General features: G+C 63.6%; 11 protein-coding genes. 2 read left to right on the top strand and 9 right to left on the bottom strand.

Annotated elements, in window-relative coordinates; translation table 11 throughout:
• Positions 1–59: 59 nt before the first annotated feature.
• Entirely contained in the window at positions 60–560 is a 501-nt protein-coding gene (rfaH, locus tag PG897_RS13470) for a transcription/translation regulatory transformer protein RfaH (protein WP_019840631.1), read from the top strand.
• A 95-nt stretch (positions 561–655) separates the two neighbouring features.
• Here the strand turns inward: rfaH and PG897_RS13465 are convergent, their stop codons facing one another.
• The 6 genes from PG897_RS13465 to arcB all read right to left on the bottom strand — a co-directional run bounded on the left by PG897_RS13465 (position 656) and on the right by arcB (position 12,530).
• A complete protein-coding gene (locus PG897_RS13465) occupies positions 656–2,632 on the bottom strand; it encodes a HAMP domain-containing methyl-accepting chemotaxis protein (protein ID WP_054544633.1) in 1,977 nt (658 codons plus the stop codon).
• A 38-nt stretch (positions 2,633–2,670) separates the two neighbouring features.
• Positions 2,671–3,882, bottom strand: a complete 1,212-nt coding sequence (locus tag PG897_RS13460) for an EAL domain-containing response regulator (RefSeq protein WP_017787669.1) — start codon at positions 3,880–3,882, stop codon at positions 2,671–2,673.
• Positions 3,863–8,140 carry a transporter substrate-binding domain-containing protein gene (locus PG897_RS13455; RefSeq protein ID WP_042005864.1) on the bottom strand — a complete coding sequence of 1,426 codons (4,278 nt, stop codon included), beginning with the start codon at positions 8,138–8,140 and terminating at the stop codon, positions 3,863–3,865. The genes PG897_RS13460 and PG897_RS13455 overlap by 20 nt, the downstream gene beginning before the upstream one ends.
• Before the next feature lie 148 nt (positions 8,141–8,288).
• The gene (locus tag PG897_RS13450) at positions 8,289–8,492 is read right to left on the bottom strand and encodes a hypothetical protein (RefSeq protein WP_005304283.1); all 204 of its coding nucleotides are present in this window, start codon (positions 8,490–8,492) and stop codon (positions 8,289–8,291) included.
• A 320-nt stretch (positions 8,493–8,812) separates the two neighbouring features.
• A complete protein-coding gene (gene dgt / locus PG897_RS13445; protein WP_201889705.1) occupies positions 8,813–10,189 on the bottom strand; it encodes a dGTPase in 1,377 nt (458 codons plus the stop codon).
• A 28-nt stretch (positions 10,190–10,217) separates the two neighbouring features.
• Complete coding sequence (arcB, locus tag PG897_RS13440) at positions 10,218–12,530, bottom strand: aerobic respiration two-component sensor histidine kinase ArcB (protein WP_010634958.1); 2,313 nt, start codon at positions 12,528–12,530, stop codon at positions 10,218–10,220.
• A gap of 207 nt (positions 12,531–12,737) precedes the next feature.
• Between arcB and PG897_RS13435 the strand changes: the two genes are divergently transcribed.
• On the top strand, positions 12,738–13,736 hold the full coding sequence (locus tag PG897_RS13435) for a DUF2860 family protein (RefSeq protein ID WP_010634959.1): 999 nt from the start codon (positions 12,738–12,740) through the stop codon (positions 13,734–13,736).
• A 67-nt stretch (positions 13,737–13,803) separates the two neighbouring features.
• Here the strand turns inward: PG897_RS13435 and PG897_RS13430 are convergent, their stop codons facing one another.
• The 3 genes from PG897_RS13430 to PG897_RS13420 all read right to left on the bottom strand — a co-directional run bounded on the left by PG897_RS13430 (position 13,804) and on the right by PG897_RS13420 (position 15,767).
• Positions 13,804–14,502: a DUF3334 family protein gene (locus tag PG897_RS13430; protein WP_043171987.1), complete on the bottom strand. Its 699-nt coding sequence runs from the start codon at positions 14,500–14,502 to the stop codon at positions 13,804–13,806.
• Between the two features lie 98 nt (positions 14,503–14,600).
• Positions 14,601–15,038, bottom strand: a complete 438-nt coding sequence (locus PG897_RS13425) for an HIT domain-containing protein (protein WP_043171986.1) — start codon at positions 15,036–15,038, stop codon at positions 14,601–14,603.
• A gap of 72 nt (positions 15,039–15,110) precedes the next feature.
• Positions 15,111–15,767, bottom strand: a complete 657-nt coding sequence (locus tag PG897_RS13420) for a DUF2057 domain-containing protein (RefSeq protein WP_043171985.1) — start codon at positions 15,765–15,767, stop codon at positions 15,111–15,113.
• Between the last annotated feature and the right edge of the window lie 70 nt (positions 15,768–15,837).

Below are 15,837 nucleotides of genomic sequence, written 5' to 3'. Positions count from 1 at the left end.
CTTTTTTATTGCTGCCGCTATCATATCGGCGAGCACGGCAACACGAACATATTCATCACATGAAAAAATGGTATCTGGCCTACTGCAAGCCAAAAGAAGAGGCCCGCGCCCGCGCCCATCTCGAAGCCCAGGGGATCGAGTCCTACTATCCCATGGTGGAAATTGAAAAACTGCGGCGGGGCAAGCGAGTCCCGGTGCGGGAGCCCATGTTCCCCAACTACCTGTTCATCTACGTGGATCTGGAAGAGGTCACCCCGGTCACCCTGAAGTCCACCCGCGGCATCAGCCGCATCATCCACTTCGGGCGGGAGTGGACCGCCATCAACAGCCAGCTGGTCTATCAGCTGATGAGCCGGGACGACAGCGACGAGGCGCGCGCCAGCTACGCCAATCTGCCGACCCAGGGCGACAAGGTATTGATAGAATCCGGTCCGCTGGCCGGCTTCGAGGCCATCTATCTGGAGCCGGATGGCGACAAACGCGCGATCCTGCTGGTGAGCCTGCTCAATCAGGAGACCAGCAGCAGCTTCGACAACCAGTCCTTCCGCCGGCTGGACTGACCCGCCAGGCCAGAGCAACCATCTCTTGCCAGCAAGGCTGAAAAGAAACGGGGCAGACCAAGCGGCCTGCCCCGTTTTCATGGGCCTTGTCCGCCTCAGGCATCCAGCTCGAAGCGGCTGATCACCGCCGTCAAGCGGCCGGTATCCTGCGCCAGCCTGGCCACTATCTCCTCCCCCTGCTGGCTGCGCTGGCTCGACTGCCGGCTGAGCCCGGCGATCTCCTCCACCGTGCCCGCCACCTCCTGCGCCACCCGAGACTGCTGCTCGGTCGCGGTGGCGATGGCTCCCAGCTGACCCGACAAGTCCTGCACCAGCTGCAGCATGGCATCCAGGGTAGCGGTCACCGAGTCGACGGCGCCGCGCCCCTCCTCCACCAGCCGGGTACCGCTGCCGACCGTGTTGACGGTCTGGCGGGTCTGCTGCTGGATGCTGGCGATGGTCTGGCTGATCTCCTCGGTGGACTGGCTGGTGCGGCTCGCCAGCAGCCGCACCTCATCGGCCACCACCGCAAAACCGCGCCCCTGCTCGCCGGCCCGCGCCGCCTCGATGGCGGCGTTGAGCGCCAGCAGATTGGTCTGCTCGGCGATGGTGGCGATCACCTCAGTGACGCGTCCCACCTGCTCGCTCTGGCTGCTGAGCTGGCCCATCGCCTCGTTCGCCTGGGCAATCATGGCGGCAATCTGCTGCATGGTAGCCGTCATGCGGGCCAGCTCGTGGCCGCCCTGGCGGGTCTGTTGTTCGGCCTGCTGGGCGGCCCGCGCCGCTTCGGCGATATTGCCCGCCACATCCCGGGTGCTGACCGACATCTGCTCGATGGCCGCCGCCACCGTATCGACCCGCTGATTCTGACTGGCCAGATCGGTGACGATGGCGCGGGTGGTGCTGCTCACCTCACCGCAGGCCCCGTCTACCTGCCCCACCGCCCCCTGGATCTCCCCCACCAGCTGGCGCAGCTGGCCGGACATCTGGTTGATGGAGCCCGTCAACCCGCCCAGCTCATCCTGGCTCTGCACCGGCAGGGGGCGGGCCGGCAACCGGCCATTGGCCACCTGATCGGCCCGCAGCACCAGGCTGGCGATGTCACGGGTCAGGCGGCGGCTGAACAGCAGCGCCACCAGGGTGCCCAGCACGATCACGGTCAGGGTGGCCAGCAGCAGGGTGCGATTGATGGCCTGACCGGCGCTGGTCATCTTCTGGCCCATGCTCTGTACCTCGGCACGGGTCTCGGTCACCTGGCCGGCCAGCTGGGTCGCCAGCTGGCCGAGGGCGGGTTCAATCTCGGTCGCCATCAGGTAATTGGCCTGATCCCAGTCCGGGGCCTGACGCTTCTCGATCACCTGGCCCACCAGCTCGGCAAAGGGGGCCGACATCTCCTCGAACAGCGACCAGATCCCTTTCTGCGCCTCGGTAAAGTTGGCCTCTTGCTGCTTCAGCTCGGCCACCCGCTGCTGGTGGAACTGGTAATAGTCCTGGTATTTGGTGCGATAGTCCGGATCCCCCGAGATGAGGAAGTCACGCAGGGCGGAGAGGGCATTGGAGAGGCCGTTGTAGGCATCCCCCACCTGCTTGAGCAGCAGGCGGCGATCACCGGGCAGCTGATCCTGCGGGGTCGCCACCTCTTCGTTGGCAAAGGACTGCAGTTGATCGAGGGCAGACTCTGCCAAAGGCCCCGCCTCCTGCAACATCAAGGTATGGGCGGGCAGATTCTCGTCGGTCTGGGCAATGTCCCACACCTTCTGTTGGCTGGTCTTGAAGGCCTTGAGCGAGCGGGCAAGCTCGGCGGTGAACTGCTGATGCTCGATCACCTGCCAGGCCCCCTCCCACTCCTGTTTGAGGCGGTCGGCCTGCGCCGGATCCTTGCCCAGGATGAGATAGGCCCGCAGGGAGGAGATGGTCGCCACCAGCGCCTTCTGGCTGGCCTCATCCCGTTGCAGGGCGGGCAGGGCCTGCTCCATCAGAGCGCTGCCGGCCTGTCCGATGCGGCCGAGCTGGTGGTAGACCAGGCTGGAAGAGAGGATCACCAGCAGATTGATAAAACAGAAGCTGAGCAGCAGCTTGCTTGAAATTTTCATGAACGTCCTTGTTTCTTTGCGGGCATCCTGCCCGACATTCACTCCCCGAGCAGCGCCGGTAGCCGTTCACGCCAGGAGTCGTGCCATCCCATCAACTCCTCGCGCGGCATGGGCCGGGCAGAGAAGAAGCCCTGGCACACGTCGCACCCCAGCCGCGCCAGCAGCCGCCAGGTGAGTTCATCCTCCACCCCTTCGGCGACGGACTTGAGCCCCAGTTTGCGGGCCAGCTCGATGCTTGACTCTATTATGGCCAAACGAGAGGGGTCCTCAAAGCAGTGATCGACGAAAGAGCGATCCAGCTTGAGTTCGGTGAAGGGCAGCAGGGCCAGCTGCTGCATGGAGGAGTAGCCGGTACCGAAGTCATCGATGGAGAGGCCGAAACCGTGCATGCGCAGGCGCGTCAGCACCTCCAGCGACTTGCCCAGATCCTGCACGAACGCGCTCTCGGTCACCTCCAGGGTGATGAGCTCGGGATTGATGCTCCAGCGCTGGCACTGGTTGATCAGGGTGTTGCACAGATCCCCCTCGATCAGCGAGGTGGTAGAGAGGTTCATCGAGAGGTTGAGGGATAGCCCGGTCTGCTCCCACAGGTGGCCGTCCCGCAGCGATTTGCTGATGATCACCTCGGTCAGCTGATCAATGAGGCCGTTGTGCTCTGCCAGCGGAATGAAGCGAGCCGGCGAGATGAGGCCGTACTCCGGATGCTGCCAGCGGGCCAGCGCCTCCATGCCGACCCACTGGCCGGAGCCGAAGCTCACCTTGGGCTGATACCAGGGCAGCAGCTGATCCTGCTCCAGCGCCAGGCTCAGCTCATCCAGGGTCAGACGGTGGCCATCTTCCTCTTGGGCTCGCTCCTGCTGCGGGCGCCAGGCCCCGATCAGCTGGCTGATCTGCTGCTGGCTGGAGGGCTTCTCGATGCGCCCCAGCACCTGCAAGCCATAGGCGGCGCTCATGCGCAGCACGGCCTCGACCACATCATCCTCCAGCGCGCTGGAGAGGATGATGCCGCCGCGAAAGCCACCGAGGGAGAGGCGGCGCAGCAGCGCCATACCATCCATGCCCGGCATGCGCAGATCGCAAAACAGGATGTCGACCTGATGCCGCTGGCACATGGCCAGCGCCTCCACCCCGTCCTGCGCCTCCAGCAGGGAAGCGTAACCGAGCCCGCGGATCTGGTGCATCAACGCCTTGCGCTGGAAGGCGTGATCTTCCACCACCATGATCACCAACTCATGCTGTGTCTTGTTCATCTAGCCATAATCCAATTTCACCTGTAATAGCCTTCATCAGCGCCAGCACCGTCTGGCTCAGTTCGCTGAGCTCGTCCAGCTGCTTGAGGCGGGCCGCCGCTTCGAGCCGGGCCGCCTCCTCCGCCAATGCCTGCTGCCCCACCATGCGGGCAGCCCCCTTGATCCTATGCGCCGTCTCCACCAGGGCATAGGTATCCTGCCTGGCCAGTGCCTGCATCATGTCATCTCCGTCCTGGCGATTGGAATCCAGGTATTCCCGCGCCATGCTGCGCGCCACCGCCTCATCGCCAAACAGCGAGATCCAGCGCTCCCCCTGCTCGCTGGCAGGGGCAGGGGCCAGGCTGGGTTCCTGCCCCTGGCTGCTCACCGGCAGCCAGCGCATCAGCACCTGCCGCAGCGTATCCAGGGTATAGGGTTTGAACAACATGTCGTTCATGCCCGCCTCCTGCATCTGCAGGCCGGCCTCTTCGGAGGTGTCGGCCGTCACCCCGATGACAGGGGCCGATACCCCCTGCTCTCGCAGCGCCCGGGTCAGGCTGTAACCATCCATCGCCGGCATGTGGCAGTCGGTCAGCAGCAGGGCGAATCCCTGCCCCTGCCAGGTGCGCAAGGCCTTGTCGCCGTCATCCACTACCTCTGCATCCACGCCGAGGATCGCCAGCTGGCGGGCCAGCAGGGCGCGGTTGATGGGGTGATCGTCGGCCACCAGCACCCGCCCCTGCAACTTGGGCGCATTGGCTTCCACCGGGCTGATCGCCGCCTCCCCCAGCAACTGATGGCAAGTCTCCAGCAGCAGGTCGGGATAGAGCGGCGATTGTCCCAGCCGCCACCAGGCACTCGACCCCATGCGACCGCGCAGGGCCTCCTGCGGGGAGAGCACTATGCCCTTGAGGGTCGATCGCTGTAAATGGCCCAGCCAGTCGCTGCCGAGCGCCTGCTCGAGCCAGTTCTCCTCCGCCAGCAACAGGCCGTTGAGGGGCTGCTGCCACTGCTGTGGATCCAGACGATGCAGCCTGGCCCCCAGCCGCTGCATGGCGCTCTGCAAGGCAACATCTTCGCCAAACAGCCACCACTCCTGGCCGGCCAGCGGCGGGGCATCCCACTGACACTCGCTCAGCGGGAACTCGAAGGTGAGCCGGGTGCCGTGCCCCGGTTTGCTCTCGAGCGTCAGCGTGCCTCCCATCTTCTGGGCCAGCTGGTGGCAGATGGCCAGCCCCAGCCCGGTGCCGCCGAAACGTCGGGTTATGTCGGACTCCACCTGCTCGAACGGGGTGAACAGGCGATCCTGCTTCTCTTCGGCGATACCGATGCCGGTGTCGCTGACCGTGATGGCCAGTCGCTCGGCCTGCAGACCCACCTGGATGCGGATCTCGCCCCGCTCGGTGAACTTGACCGCATTGTTGAGCAGGTTGGAGAGCACCTGACCCACCCGCACCGCATCGATGCGGGCCTGATCCGGCACCTCGGTGCCCCAGTCCAGCGTCACTCTGAGCCCCTTACCATGGGCCAGGGTGGCATGGCCGCGGATCACGTCACAGATGACGGAGGCAAGCCGGCACTCCTGATAATGGAGCTGCAGCTGGCCCGCCTCTATCTTGGAGAAGTCGAGCACATCGTTGACCAGATAGAGCAGGTTGTTGGTGGAGGTCACCACGTTGCGCAGCAGGTAACGCTGATCCTCGTTCAGCTCGCTCATCTGCAGCAGCTCCAGCATGCCATGCATGCCGGAGATGGGGGTTCTGAGCTCGTGGCTCATGGTGGCGAGGAAGCGGCTGCGCACCTGCATCGCCTGCTCGGCATAGGCCCGCGCCTCCCTCAGCTCGTGCTCCTGGCGCTTGAGGGCCGTGATGTCCTGGATCACCCCGTTGAGGATCAGGTGCCCCTCCTCCTGCGGCACGAAACTGCCGCGCACCTGCAGATAGCGCGCCCCCTCAGGCCGCTCCACCTTTACCTCGAGATCGAGAGGGGCCAGGGTCTGAGCATGGTTGGCCACCTTGCTGACGAAGTCCTGCAGCGCCTCCTCGGTAAAGCCGAACACCTCCCCCCCCGACTCGGCCGACAGCATCTCCTGCCGGCTGGCCCCCAGGATCTCGCTCGCCCCCTGCGAGGCATAGAGGAAGCGTCCCTTGCCGGGTCCGATCCAGAGGTACTGATAGACGATGCCTGGCATGCTGTCGGTGATCTGGGTGAGGCGGGTCTCCGCCTTGCGGGCCCGCGCCTCGGCCTCCTTGATGCGGGTCACGTCGGTCAGCACGGTCAAGACACCGAGCATGTCTCCATCCGGGGAGGTGTAGGGGCGCTTGGTATAGATGACGTGGAACATGGAGCCATCCTGGCGGCGGCTGTTGCCCGCCCCCTCCAGTTGTGCGCCGCTCTGCCACACCTCCTGCTCTTCTTTCAGTACCCGAGCCCGCTCTCTGGCCGGCATGCGGTCCAGATCGTCGCCCCCCTCCTTCATCGGGTCGCCGATGAAGGCATCCCGATAGGCCCGGTTGCACAGGGTGATGCGCTGCTCGCGATCCCGCAGCACCACCATGTTGGGCAGGGAGTTGAGCAGGGTCTGCACAAACGTCAGCTGCTCGTTCAATTTGTGCTCGGCCAGCTGGCGCTGCACTATCTGGCGACGCAGGGTCCGGTTCCAGCCCATGAACAGCAGCACGCAGAGCAGGAAGGCCCCCAGCCCTAAGGCGGACCAGAGCGCCACCGTGGTCGGATTGATGCCGGTCTGGATGGTCAGAGTCAGCCACTTGTGCTCCAGCTTGGTCATCTCTTCCGGCCGGATGGAGAGCAGCACCTTGGTCAGGATCTGCTGCAACATGGGATCCTGTTGATGCACCGCCATGGCGACCGGCACCCTCAGCTCGTTGCCGGAAAACACTACCTGGTAGCGGTTGTTAAACCCTTTCTGCAGTGCCTGCTCCAGGGTAGTCATGCTCATCAGCACATAGTCGACCTGGTGCCCGTCCAGCAGGGGCAGCAACTTGGTGTCGCTGCTCACCGCCACAGGGTTGGCGCCCACCTCCTTGAGCACCAGCTCCTCCACCGAGCCGCCGACGATCCCCACCCGGCGTCCCTTGAGCTCGTTGAGACTGGCCAGCTCTTCACTCCCCTGCCTGGCGGCAATCACCCGGTGGATGAAGGCGTAGTCGGGGGTAAACAGGGCGTACTGGCGCCGCTCGGCAGTCGGGGTGATGGCCGGAATGAAATCCAGCTTGCGCGCCTGCAGCAGGCTCTGGGTCTCGGCCCAGCTGCTGGTGGGTACCAGGCTGAAGTGCAGGCCGGATCGCAGGCTCACCAGCTTGAGCAGGTCGGCGATGAAGCCCTTGAGCTGGCCATTGCCATCGATCTCGCTCACCGCCGGCCAGTCCGGAGCCACCCCGAAGCGCAGGGTCGGGTGGCGGGCCAGCCAGTCCAGTTCGCTCTGGTTGAACACTATCTGGCGAGGGCCGTTGGCCAGCTCGTAGTCGACGATACCGCCGGTCTCCAGAATGCGGCGGCGCTCATCCAGCGACATGTCGTTGAGGGCCAGCTCCAGCAGATCGCGCAGCCCCTGATTGTCCAGCCTCACCGCCATGGCCAGCGAGGTATCCGTTACCCACTCCGGGGTGATCACCTTGAGCCCGGTCTGCGGCTGCAGGCGCTGCAGCCGCATCAGCGAGGGCAGATCGGAGAGATAGGCATCCGCCAGCCCCTTCTTGACCATGAAGACGGCTTCGTCGCTGCTGTCCGCCTCGGTCAGCTGGGTCATCCCGAGCTGGGTCAGCTCCTCGCAGGAGCTGAAGCCGTGCTCGCACACCCAGCGCAACTGGCGTGCCGCGGCCAGGGTCGGCTCCCCCTCTTCCCGCGTCAGCAGGACGGCGCGCGGCAGGGTCATCAGATCCGAGGTAAAGCGCATCTTCTCCTGACGCGACTGGCTGGGCGTCACGCCGATCAGCATGTCCACCTCCCCATCGAGCAGCGCCTGCTGGGCATCGGCATAGTAGGGATAGGTCTTGTAGCGCACGGTCAGCCCCAGCCGGCCGGCAATCTGGTTGGCAAAGTCGTCGAGCGGGCCGTTGAAGCCGCCCCGGCCATTGGTATAGATGTAGGGGGGCCAGGCCATCGAGGGCATGCCCACCACCAGGTCATTGCGCGAGGCGAGCCACAGCCGCTCCGTCAGTCCCAGCTGATCCTTGTCCAGAGAGGTTTCTGCCGCAGCCACATGGCTCCAGCAAGCAAACCAGCACAACAGAATGGCGCGATAACAGAGGCGCAGCATGGATGACTCCTGAACAGATCGGAGAGCGATCATAGGGATTTTGGCAAAATGTGCGAATAAAAATTCGCAACAGAACTCGTGCGGATACGAAAAATGGCAGGCTAATGCCTGCCATTTTTATGCAAGAAGGGGGCCAGGCCCCACCTTATCAGGTTATTCGGTTCCCAAGCCGGAAGCCGGTTTGATACTCCTGCTCACGGATGTGGGCGATCTGCACATTTTGCCCTTCCAGACCGATGTCTTTGAGCAGGGCGGGCGACAGGTGCAGATAACGGGTGCGGCGTTCCAGCCGGGTGATCCGTTTCTGGACCAGGGTTTCGACGGTGCGCAGCAGGGTCAGTTCGATAGACATAATATTCTCCAGTTGAACGTGCGGTTCCCCCGGAGAGAAGAGATCACCCTGCGGGACAACCGCGGGTGATGAAAAGCAGGTGTTACCTGTTTCCTCCACGCGGCAGAAAAAGAGCACGAGTCTTCGCGCTGCTGATGCAGCGGTCGAACGCAACGTTTAACATTGAATGTTGCATATCCGTCTCCTTACCGTGTGAAAGTTGAACAAGTTGCCACAGTCTAAAAAAAGACCGAATTTTATACAAGAACCTCACCCCCCATATGGGGAGGTGAGTCATCTATCAATACTCATCCGGAACAGAGAGCCTGACGCCGTCCCGCTCAGATCCCGGACAGCAGCCGAAACTCCTCCAGCGCATAGGTATCCGTCATGCCGCTCACGTAATCCAGCAGCAGCCGCACCCGGTAATACCACTCCTGCTCCGCCTCCTCGGCAAAACGGGGATCCCGGCTGGCCACCGCCAGTCGGTAGGCCTTGAGATGGCGGGCCGACAGGCGATGGTAAAGCCGGCGGGCAAAGAACAGCTCGCTGCCCCCCTGCCCCGCCAGCAGGCGTTCGAACTGGGCAGCAGGCAGGGCCAGCAGGCAGGCGTAGGTGGAGAGCACGCCGCGCAAGGCGGCATAGCCCTCCAGCTCCAGCGCCTCCACCTCGGGACGCATGAACACCAGCTCGCGAGCGACCCGCTTGAGGATGTCGAGCACCCGCGCCGCCGGCGCCTGGCCGTGCAGCAGGGCCTGAGGATAGGCGCCGCTCAGGATCTGGGCGTGCTCGCTCACATAGGTGCTGGCGGCCAGCGCCACCAGATCCCGGGTCAGCCGTTGGCGGAAATGGGGAAAGAAGCCGCGATCCGAGTCGACGGCCGCACTCAGCAACGCCGCCATGTAGTCACCGCCATCCGCCTCCCGCAGCGCCTGCAGCAGCTCGCCGAGGCCGAGGATGCGCCGATCCACCGCATCTTCCAGATCCGCGATGCAGTAGGAGATGTCGTCCGCCGCCTCCATGATGTAGACCAGCGGGTGACGACAGCCGGCGGCCAGCCCCAGGCTCTGGCCGAGGGCGCTGTAGAGGGGTTGTTCGCTGAAGAAGATGCCGCGCTTGCTGCTCCAGCCATGATGCTGGCCATAGTAGGGGGTTGCCTGCCGGCCCGCCGGCGGTTGCTGTGGATATTTGCACAGTGCCGCCAGCTGCCCCAGGGTCAGATTCAACTCGTGCAGGCTGTGTACCAGCCGCAGGCTCTGGGCATTGCCATCAAACACCAGCAGATCCTGGCGAAGCTCGGCCCACTGCGGGCTGGGCGCCTTGCCCAGAGCAGCGACAAACAGGCCGTCCAGCTCCTGCGCCAGCCACTGGCTCATCACCTGCTCGCCAAAGTGGCCGAACGGCGGGTTGCCGACGTCGTGCAACAGGCAGGACATCTCCACCAGATTGACGAAGGCCCCCTCGCACACAGCGCCTGCCGGCAGGGCCGCCAGAACGCGGCGGCTGATCTGGCGACCGGTCTCCTGTACTTCCAGCGAGTGGGTCAGTCGGCTGCGCACCGAGGCCTTCACGTCGAGTGGGAAGACCTGGGTCTTCTGCTGCAGCCGGCGCACCGGCGCCGCCTGCACGATGCGGGCGCGATCCTGCTCGGTCGCCTCCAGCAATTCTTCGTCACCCCAGGGGTGGATCCGCTCGGGGGTAATCAAACGGCTATACATGTTGCAGCTCCTTGCCAGCGCAGCGCGTTTATGAGAGCAACCAGCGCCGCAAGCGGGCGATATCGCCCGGGTACTCCCGGCGCAGCGTCTCAATCCAGTCTTCCACATTCTCCCACCAGGCCGGATGATCCGGGCTCTGGATCAGCTGGGCCGTCTGCTGCAGCCGGCGCAGGCCGATGGAGCCCGCCGCCCCCTTGATCTTGTGCGCCTCCTCCACCACGCCGGCCTGATCCCGGGCAATCATGTTGGAGTCGAGCACCGCCATGTAGTCGGGCATCATCTTCTCGAACAGATCGACGCTGGAGAGCAGCACCGGCTTGCCCACGGTATCGGCATAATCGGTGAGGAAGGGCAGGTCCAGCAGCGCATCCTGGCTAACGGTGTCGGCCTGCTCGTCCGCCTCGTCCCCGGCCAGAGCGGCAAACAGGTGACCAATCACCTCCCGCACCGCCTTCGAGCCGAGCGGCTTGTTGATCACATCCTGCATGCCGCGATCCCGGTAGTACTGGCGATCACCGGTGGCGTTGGCGGTGAGTGCCACCATGGGCGGCAAACTTTCGCCGTAGCGGGCGAGCAGCTGTTCCGCCACATCAAACCCCGTCATGTCCGGCAGCTGGATGTCGAGCAGGATCAAGTCAAAATCATCCGGGTTGGCCATGGCCAGCGCCTGGGCGCCATCGCGCGCTACCTTGACCTGGTGGCCAAGCTTGCTCAGCAGGGCGCAGGCCACGGTCACGTTGAGCTCGACGTCCTCCACCAGCAGGATGTCGAGGGACGGCATCTCGGGCTCAGGGACGGCAACCTCTCCTTCGATACACTCCACCTCCAGCTCGGCGGTGAAGCAGGACCCCTCGCCCGGATCGCTGTCCACGTAAAGCTGGCCGCCCATCGCCTGCACCAGCTGGCGGGAAACCGCCAGCCCGATGCCGGTGCCGGTGGCGTGCTTCTTGCCCTGTACCTGATAGTACATGGCGAAGATCTTCTCCTGCTGGGCGCGCGGAATGCCGATGCCGGTATCCTCCACCTCGAAGTGCAGCGCCAGCTTGCCCGGCGCGTCGGCGGCATGGGCGAGGCAGCGTACCGTCACCCCACCTTCGTCGGTGAACTTCACCGCATTGCCCACCAGATTCCACAGCACCTGGCGCAACCGGGTGCCGTCCGCCATCACGAACTGTGGCACCTCGCCATCCCGATCGAAGTGCAGATAGAGCCCCTTCTGCTCCGCCTGGATGCGCGACAGCGTCTCCAGCTCGTCGAGGAAGGCGGGCAGATCGATGCGGGTCGGCGCAATCTCCAACCGGCGCCGATCCAGTTTGTCCAGATCGATAATGTCGTTGAAGATGTTGCCGAGCGTCACCGCGCTCAGGTGAATGGTCTTGAGCTGCTGATGCCGCTTGGGATCGAGCGGCGTATCCATCAGCATCCGGCTCAGGCCGACGATGCCGTTCAAGGGAGTGCGCAGCTCGTGGCTGATGGTGGAGATGAAGGTGGTCTTGTCGCGGCTCGCCTTCTCCAGCTTGTCCTGGTATTGCTTGCGCTCGGTGATGTCGCGGCCAAAGCCGAGCAGGCCGAGCCGCTTGCCGAAGCGGTCGAAGAAGGGCACCTTGCGCAACTCGAAGTAGGCCTTGCGGCCATCTGGGTACTCCAGCCACTGCTCATAGGTGAGCGGCTCATTGCTGGCGAAGACCTGCTTGTCGGTCTCCACCACCTTGCTGGCAATGTCGTGCTTGTAGACGTCGAACGGAGTCAGCCCGATGAGCTCCGCCTCCACCTTGCCGGTCAGCTCCTCCATGGCGCGGTTGCAGCCGGAGAACTGCTCGTCTTCGTTGCGGTAGTAGACCAGATCGGGGGAGCAGTCGATGAAGGAGCGCAGCAGGGCGGTGCGCTCGCCCAGGTGCAGCTGGGCCTTCTCGCGCTGGAACACCTCGTTCTCCAGATCCTCGATGGCCTGCTGACGCAGGGTCTCGGCCCGGTTGGTCTCAGCGATCTGGGCGTTGAGGCGGCTGATGTTCTCCTGCAGCTGGCTGTTGAGCTCGAGATCCCGCTCGCGCATGTCCTGCAGCTTGCGCACCATGCGGGTCAGCCGCTGGCGGGAGTCCTCCAGCTGATCCACCACGATGGAGAGAAAATAGACGGCCCAGGGGGTGACCAGCAGGCCGAAGAAGACCGAGCGCACCAGATCGACGATATCCACGGTGCCACGCAGAAACAGAGTGACCCCCATCTGGATGGAGACGGCCAGCACTATGATGCCGGTGGCCAGGAACATGCTGAATCGCACCAGCCCCAGCTTGGTCATCAGGTCGACGTAATATTGCGCCCAGGATTTTATTTGTTTCATCTTATTGTTTTCTCCCCGATATTCGCCGAACAGAATACCAGCACGACGCGCCGAACTCTTCTGCCGTCGCACGATAAATTATCGATTAACCTCCTCCGCCCGCTGGGGTAGCATGCCGGAGTCAATTCGGTCAGCCCGGATTAAGCCTGGCTGGCTATAATGCCAGGCCGTTCAATTCAACCAACTGATAATTCAGGAGTCTCATCGATGCGCAATCTCACCCTGCTGAGTCTTGGCCTGCTGGCAGCCAATGCCGCCCACGCCGACCTGGGCGAGATCCCCAAGCAGTCAGGCTGGTCCGGCTTTCTGCTGGGCGGGGTCAACGCCGTCAGCTACCAGTCCAACTTCTACGCGGGCGATGACAACCACAGCCGTATCAATGATCTCGGCTCGCCCGACAGCGAGAGCGGCCTGACGCCGCTGCTCAACGCCGACATCCGCTATACCTTCGCCGATACCCGCACCCAGATCTTCCTCGGCAACCTGATCCAGGATGCGGTGCGTTTCGACTTCACCCAGCAGCTCGGCCTGCGCCAGGAGATGGGCGACAAGGGCATAGTCGCCACCTCGCTGGTGTTCAACGTCATGCCGGTGGAGCTGTGGAGCGATCCCTTCGCCACCGGCGTGGACCGCAGCTCGACCGATCTGAAGTCAAAAGGGGCCCGTTTCGCCTGGGACAAGATCTGGGGCAGCAACTTCTACGGCAACCTGACAACCCGGGAGGTGGACATGGACGAGGAGCGCAGCGGCCAGCAGTATGATCAGAGCCACGGCACCCACTACGCCGGCATGCTGGATCGCAACGGCAAGGTGCACGACATGGAGCTCTCCTACCAGTTCCATTTCGGCGGCAACCAGCTGCTGGAGCCGGCCATCCTCTACAAGGAGGCTCGCCTGGACGGCAGCGCCGAGAGCTTCAAGAACACCGGCCTGAAGTTGACCTACGCCAAGCGCGGCCCCCAGTGGTCCTTCGTCAGCAACCTCTACACCGGCAAGCGCAAGTACGACGAGGCGAACCCCATCTTCGGCCAGCATGCCGACGCGGACGAATTCGCCGTCAACGGTACCTTCTTCTGGCACAACCTGTTCGGCGTCAAGGCCCTGGCCGCCACCTTCACCGCAGCCTACTCCAATGCCGACTCGGACATCGACTTCTACGACAGCCAGTCCACCCGTTTCAGCACGGGTCTGCTCTACAACTTCTAGCGGCGAGCAGCACCAACAAACGAGGCCACCCCATGGGTGGCCTCGTGCATTGCGGACGGCGGGAAAATCAGATCCCGAGGGAGTCCAGCAGATCGTCGTGATCGTTGGCTACCGGGGCGGCGGCCGGAGCCGGCTGGGCAGACTCGCGCTTGGTCTGGGCGATCAGGGCATCGGGATCCAGCTCTTCCTGATCCATGCCATCGTTGTGGATGCGGATGAACTCGGTTTTGTCCATCGCCAGCTCCAGATAGAAGATGTTGTTGCGGGCGGTGAAGAAAGTGACCCGGCGCGACTCCGGGCTGTCGAGGTTGGTATCGACGCTCAGCATCACCTGCTTGTTGAGGGCCAGCATCTTGGGCTGGTTCTGGGTGATGTGGGTCTGCAGATCCCGGCCCACCTTGACGGTGAAGCTGCCGACGATCTGGTTCATCAGCTCGCCCATGACGTTGCTCACCTCGTCCGAGGTGTGGGAGATGGCGAGATCTTCCTTGGAGAGCCCCATGCTGAGCATGTAGCTCTCGTACAGCTCCATGGCGGCGGAGGCGGAGAAGTTGATCACCACCAGGCCGGAGAAGCCGCCGTCAAACAGCACGAAGCAGCCGATATCCGGCTTGAGGCAGGTCTTGCTGATCCGCTGCACCATGCCGGAGAAACGCACCTGACTCTGGGTTGCCGCACTCAATACATCCGTCACCGAATGGCACAGGCTCAACAGCACGTCCTCTGTGGTCAATACGGTATCATCGTCGGCTCTTGTCACTATCATGGGACCTTCCTGAACATCGAAAATGGGCTTATCTATACCATAACTCTAACAGATAGCGCGGCCCGGGCGTCGAAATAGCGAGCCGCCTCTCACTTGATTCAACTGTCAGTTTCAAGGGGAGTGAATCCGGCCAGATTGGCCAGCTTGAGTCGCCAGCCGGCGGCTTCCCGCTGCAGGGTCGATTCATCATAGGGCAAGGAGGGATGAGCCCCCCAGATGGGGCCAGGCCAGGCCTTGTCGGTACTGAAACGGGCCACGTGGTGCAGATGCAGCTGGGGCACCAGGTTGCCGAGCGCCGCCACGTTGATCTTGTCCGGGCGCAGCGCCTGCTCCATCAGGTTCGCCACCGCGCAGGACTCCTGCATCAGCTGCTGTTGCTGGGCCGGCGCCAGGTGGTGGATTTCCCGTAGATTGGCCACTCTCGGCACCAAGATGAGCCAGGGATACTGGCTGTCCTTGGCCAGCAGGACGCGGCAGAGAGGCAGATCGCCGAGCAGGCGGGTATCCGCCTGCAGGCGACTGTGCAATTCAAACATGAAGACCTCGTTGCAATAAGATGGGCGCTAGACACGATGAGAGCCCCCACGTTACTGCAACGGACGGCAAACTTAAAGCCGCGGCACGGCCCAGCTGACAAAGCGCTTGCGCAGGGCCGGATCCGCCTTGAGGAAGAGTTGCTGCAACTGCCCCTCCAGCTCGCTGGCCGCTACCGGCGCAATCTCGCTGGCGACCACGGCCGCAGGAAGTGCAGAAACAGAAGCCGCCGTCAGCGCCGCCTTGCCACCGCGCTGGTTGTATTCGGCCAGCTTGGCGCGCCAGTCCATGCCGATCAGCATGCCGCTGGTCACCAGCGCATCCTGCTCGCTCGCCATCACCTTGCCGTCGGCCTGCAGCCCCATGACGGGAGACTTGGCATACTGCGCCATGCCCCGCTCATCACTCGGCAAGTTGGCGACCAGCTGTAATTGTTGCTGGCTGGCCTGATAGCGCAGCACCTGAGGCGCGGAGCGCAGCTGGCGGTCATTCTCGCTGCTGCTGCGACTCGGGATCACCCCTTCATAACGCACCAGCAGCTGCTGCTCGCCATCCGGCAGGGTGGCGTGCTGCTCGTCGTGCAGGGTGCCAGCGCTCACCGCCAGGATCTGGAAATCCGCCGGCACCGTCACCTCAACCGCAGCATGCGCCGAGCCTGTGCCCAGCATCATGTTCATGCCCAGTGCGGCGCACAGCAGCGACACACCATTTCGATATCGACAACCCTTCATCTTCGTTCATCTTCCTGATCGCGTTGATGGGCGCAGGCTAGCAGCCGAAGATGACAGAAAAATAACGGCA

This window comes from Aeromonas sp. QDB20, from assembly GCF_027707805.1.
GTDB lineage: Bacteria > Pseudomonadota > Gammaproteobacteria > Enterobacterales > Aeromonadaceae > Aeromonas > Aeromonas dhakensis.
This window is presented reverse-complemented; position numbering and strand designations above follow the sequence as displayed.

Coding starts and splice junctions, on each gene's coding strand:
- PG897_RS13455 (WP_042005864.1), bottom strand. CDS start 8,140: ATGCTGCGCCTCTGTTATCGCGCCATTCTGTTGTGCTGGTTTGCTTGC.
- dgt (WP_201889705.1), bottom strand. CDS start 10,189: ATGTATAGCCGTTTGATTACCCCCGAGCGGATCCACCCCTGGGGTGAC.
- PG897_RS13425 (WP_043171986.1), bottom strand. CDS start 15,038: ATGTTTGAATTGCACAGTCGCCTGCAGGCGGATACCCGCCTGCTCGGC.
- PG897_RS13460 (WP_017787669.1), bottom strand. CDS start 3,882: ATGAACAAGACACAGCATGAGTTGGTGATCATGGTGGTGGAAGATCAC.
- PG897_RS13435 (WP_010634959.1), top strand. CDS start 12,738: ATGCGCAATCTCACCCTGCTGAGTCTTGGCCTGCTGGCAGCCAATGCC.
- PG897_RS13465 (WP_054544633.1), bottom strand. CDS start 2,632: ATGAAAATTTCAAGCAAGCTGCTGCTCAGCTTCTGTTTTATCAATCTG.
- PG897_RS13450 (WP_005304283.1), bottom strand. CDS start 8,492: ATGTCTATCGAACTGACCCTGCTGCGCACCGTCGAAACCCTGGTCCAG.
- rfaH (WP_019840631.1), top strand. CDS start 60: ATGAAAAAATGGTATCTGGCCTACTGCAAGCCAAAAGAAGAGGCCCGC.
- arcB (WP_010634958.1), bottom strand. CDS start 12,530: ATGAAACAAATAAAATCCTGGGCGCAATATTACGTCGACCTGATGACC.
- PG897_RS13420 (WP_043171985.1), bottom strand. CDS start 15,767: ATGAAGGGTTGTCGATATCGAAATGGTGTGTCGCTGCTGTGCGCCGCA.
- PG897_RS13430 (WP_043171987.1), bottom strand. CDS start 14,502: ATGATAGTGACAAGAGCCGACGATGATACCGTATTGACCACAGAGGAC.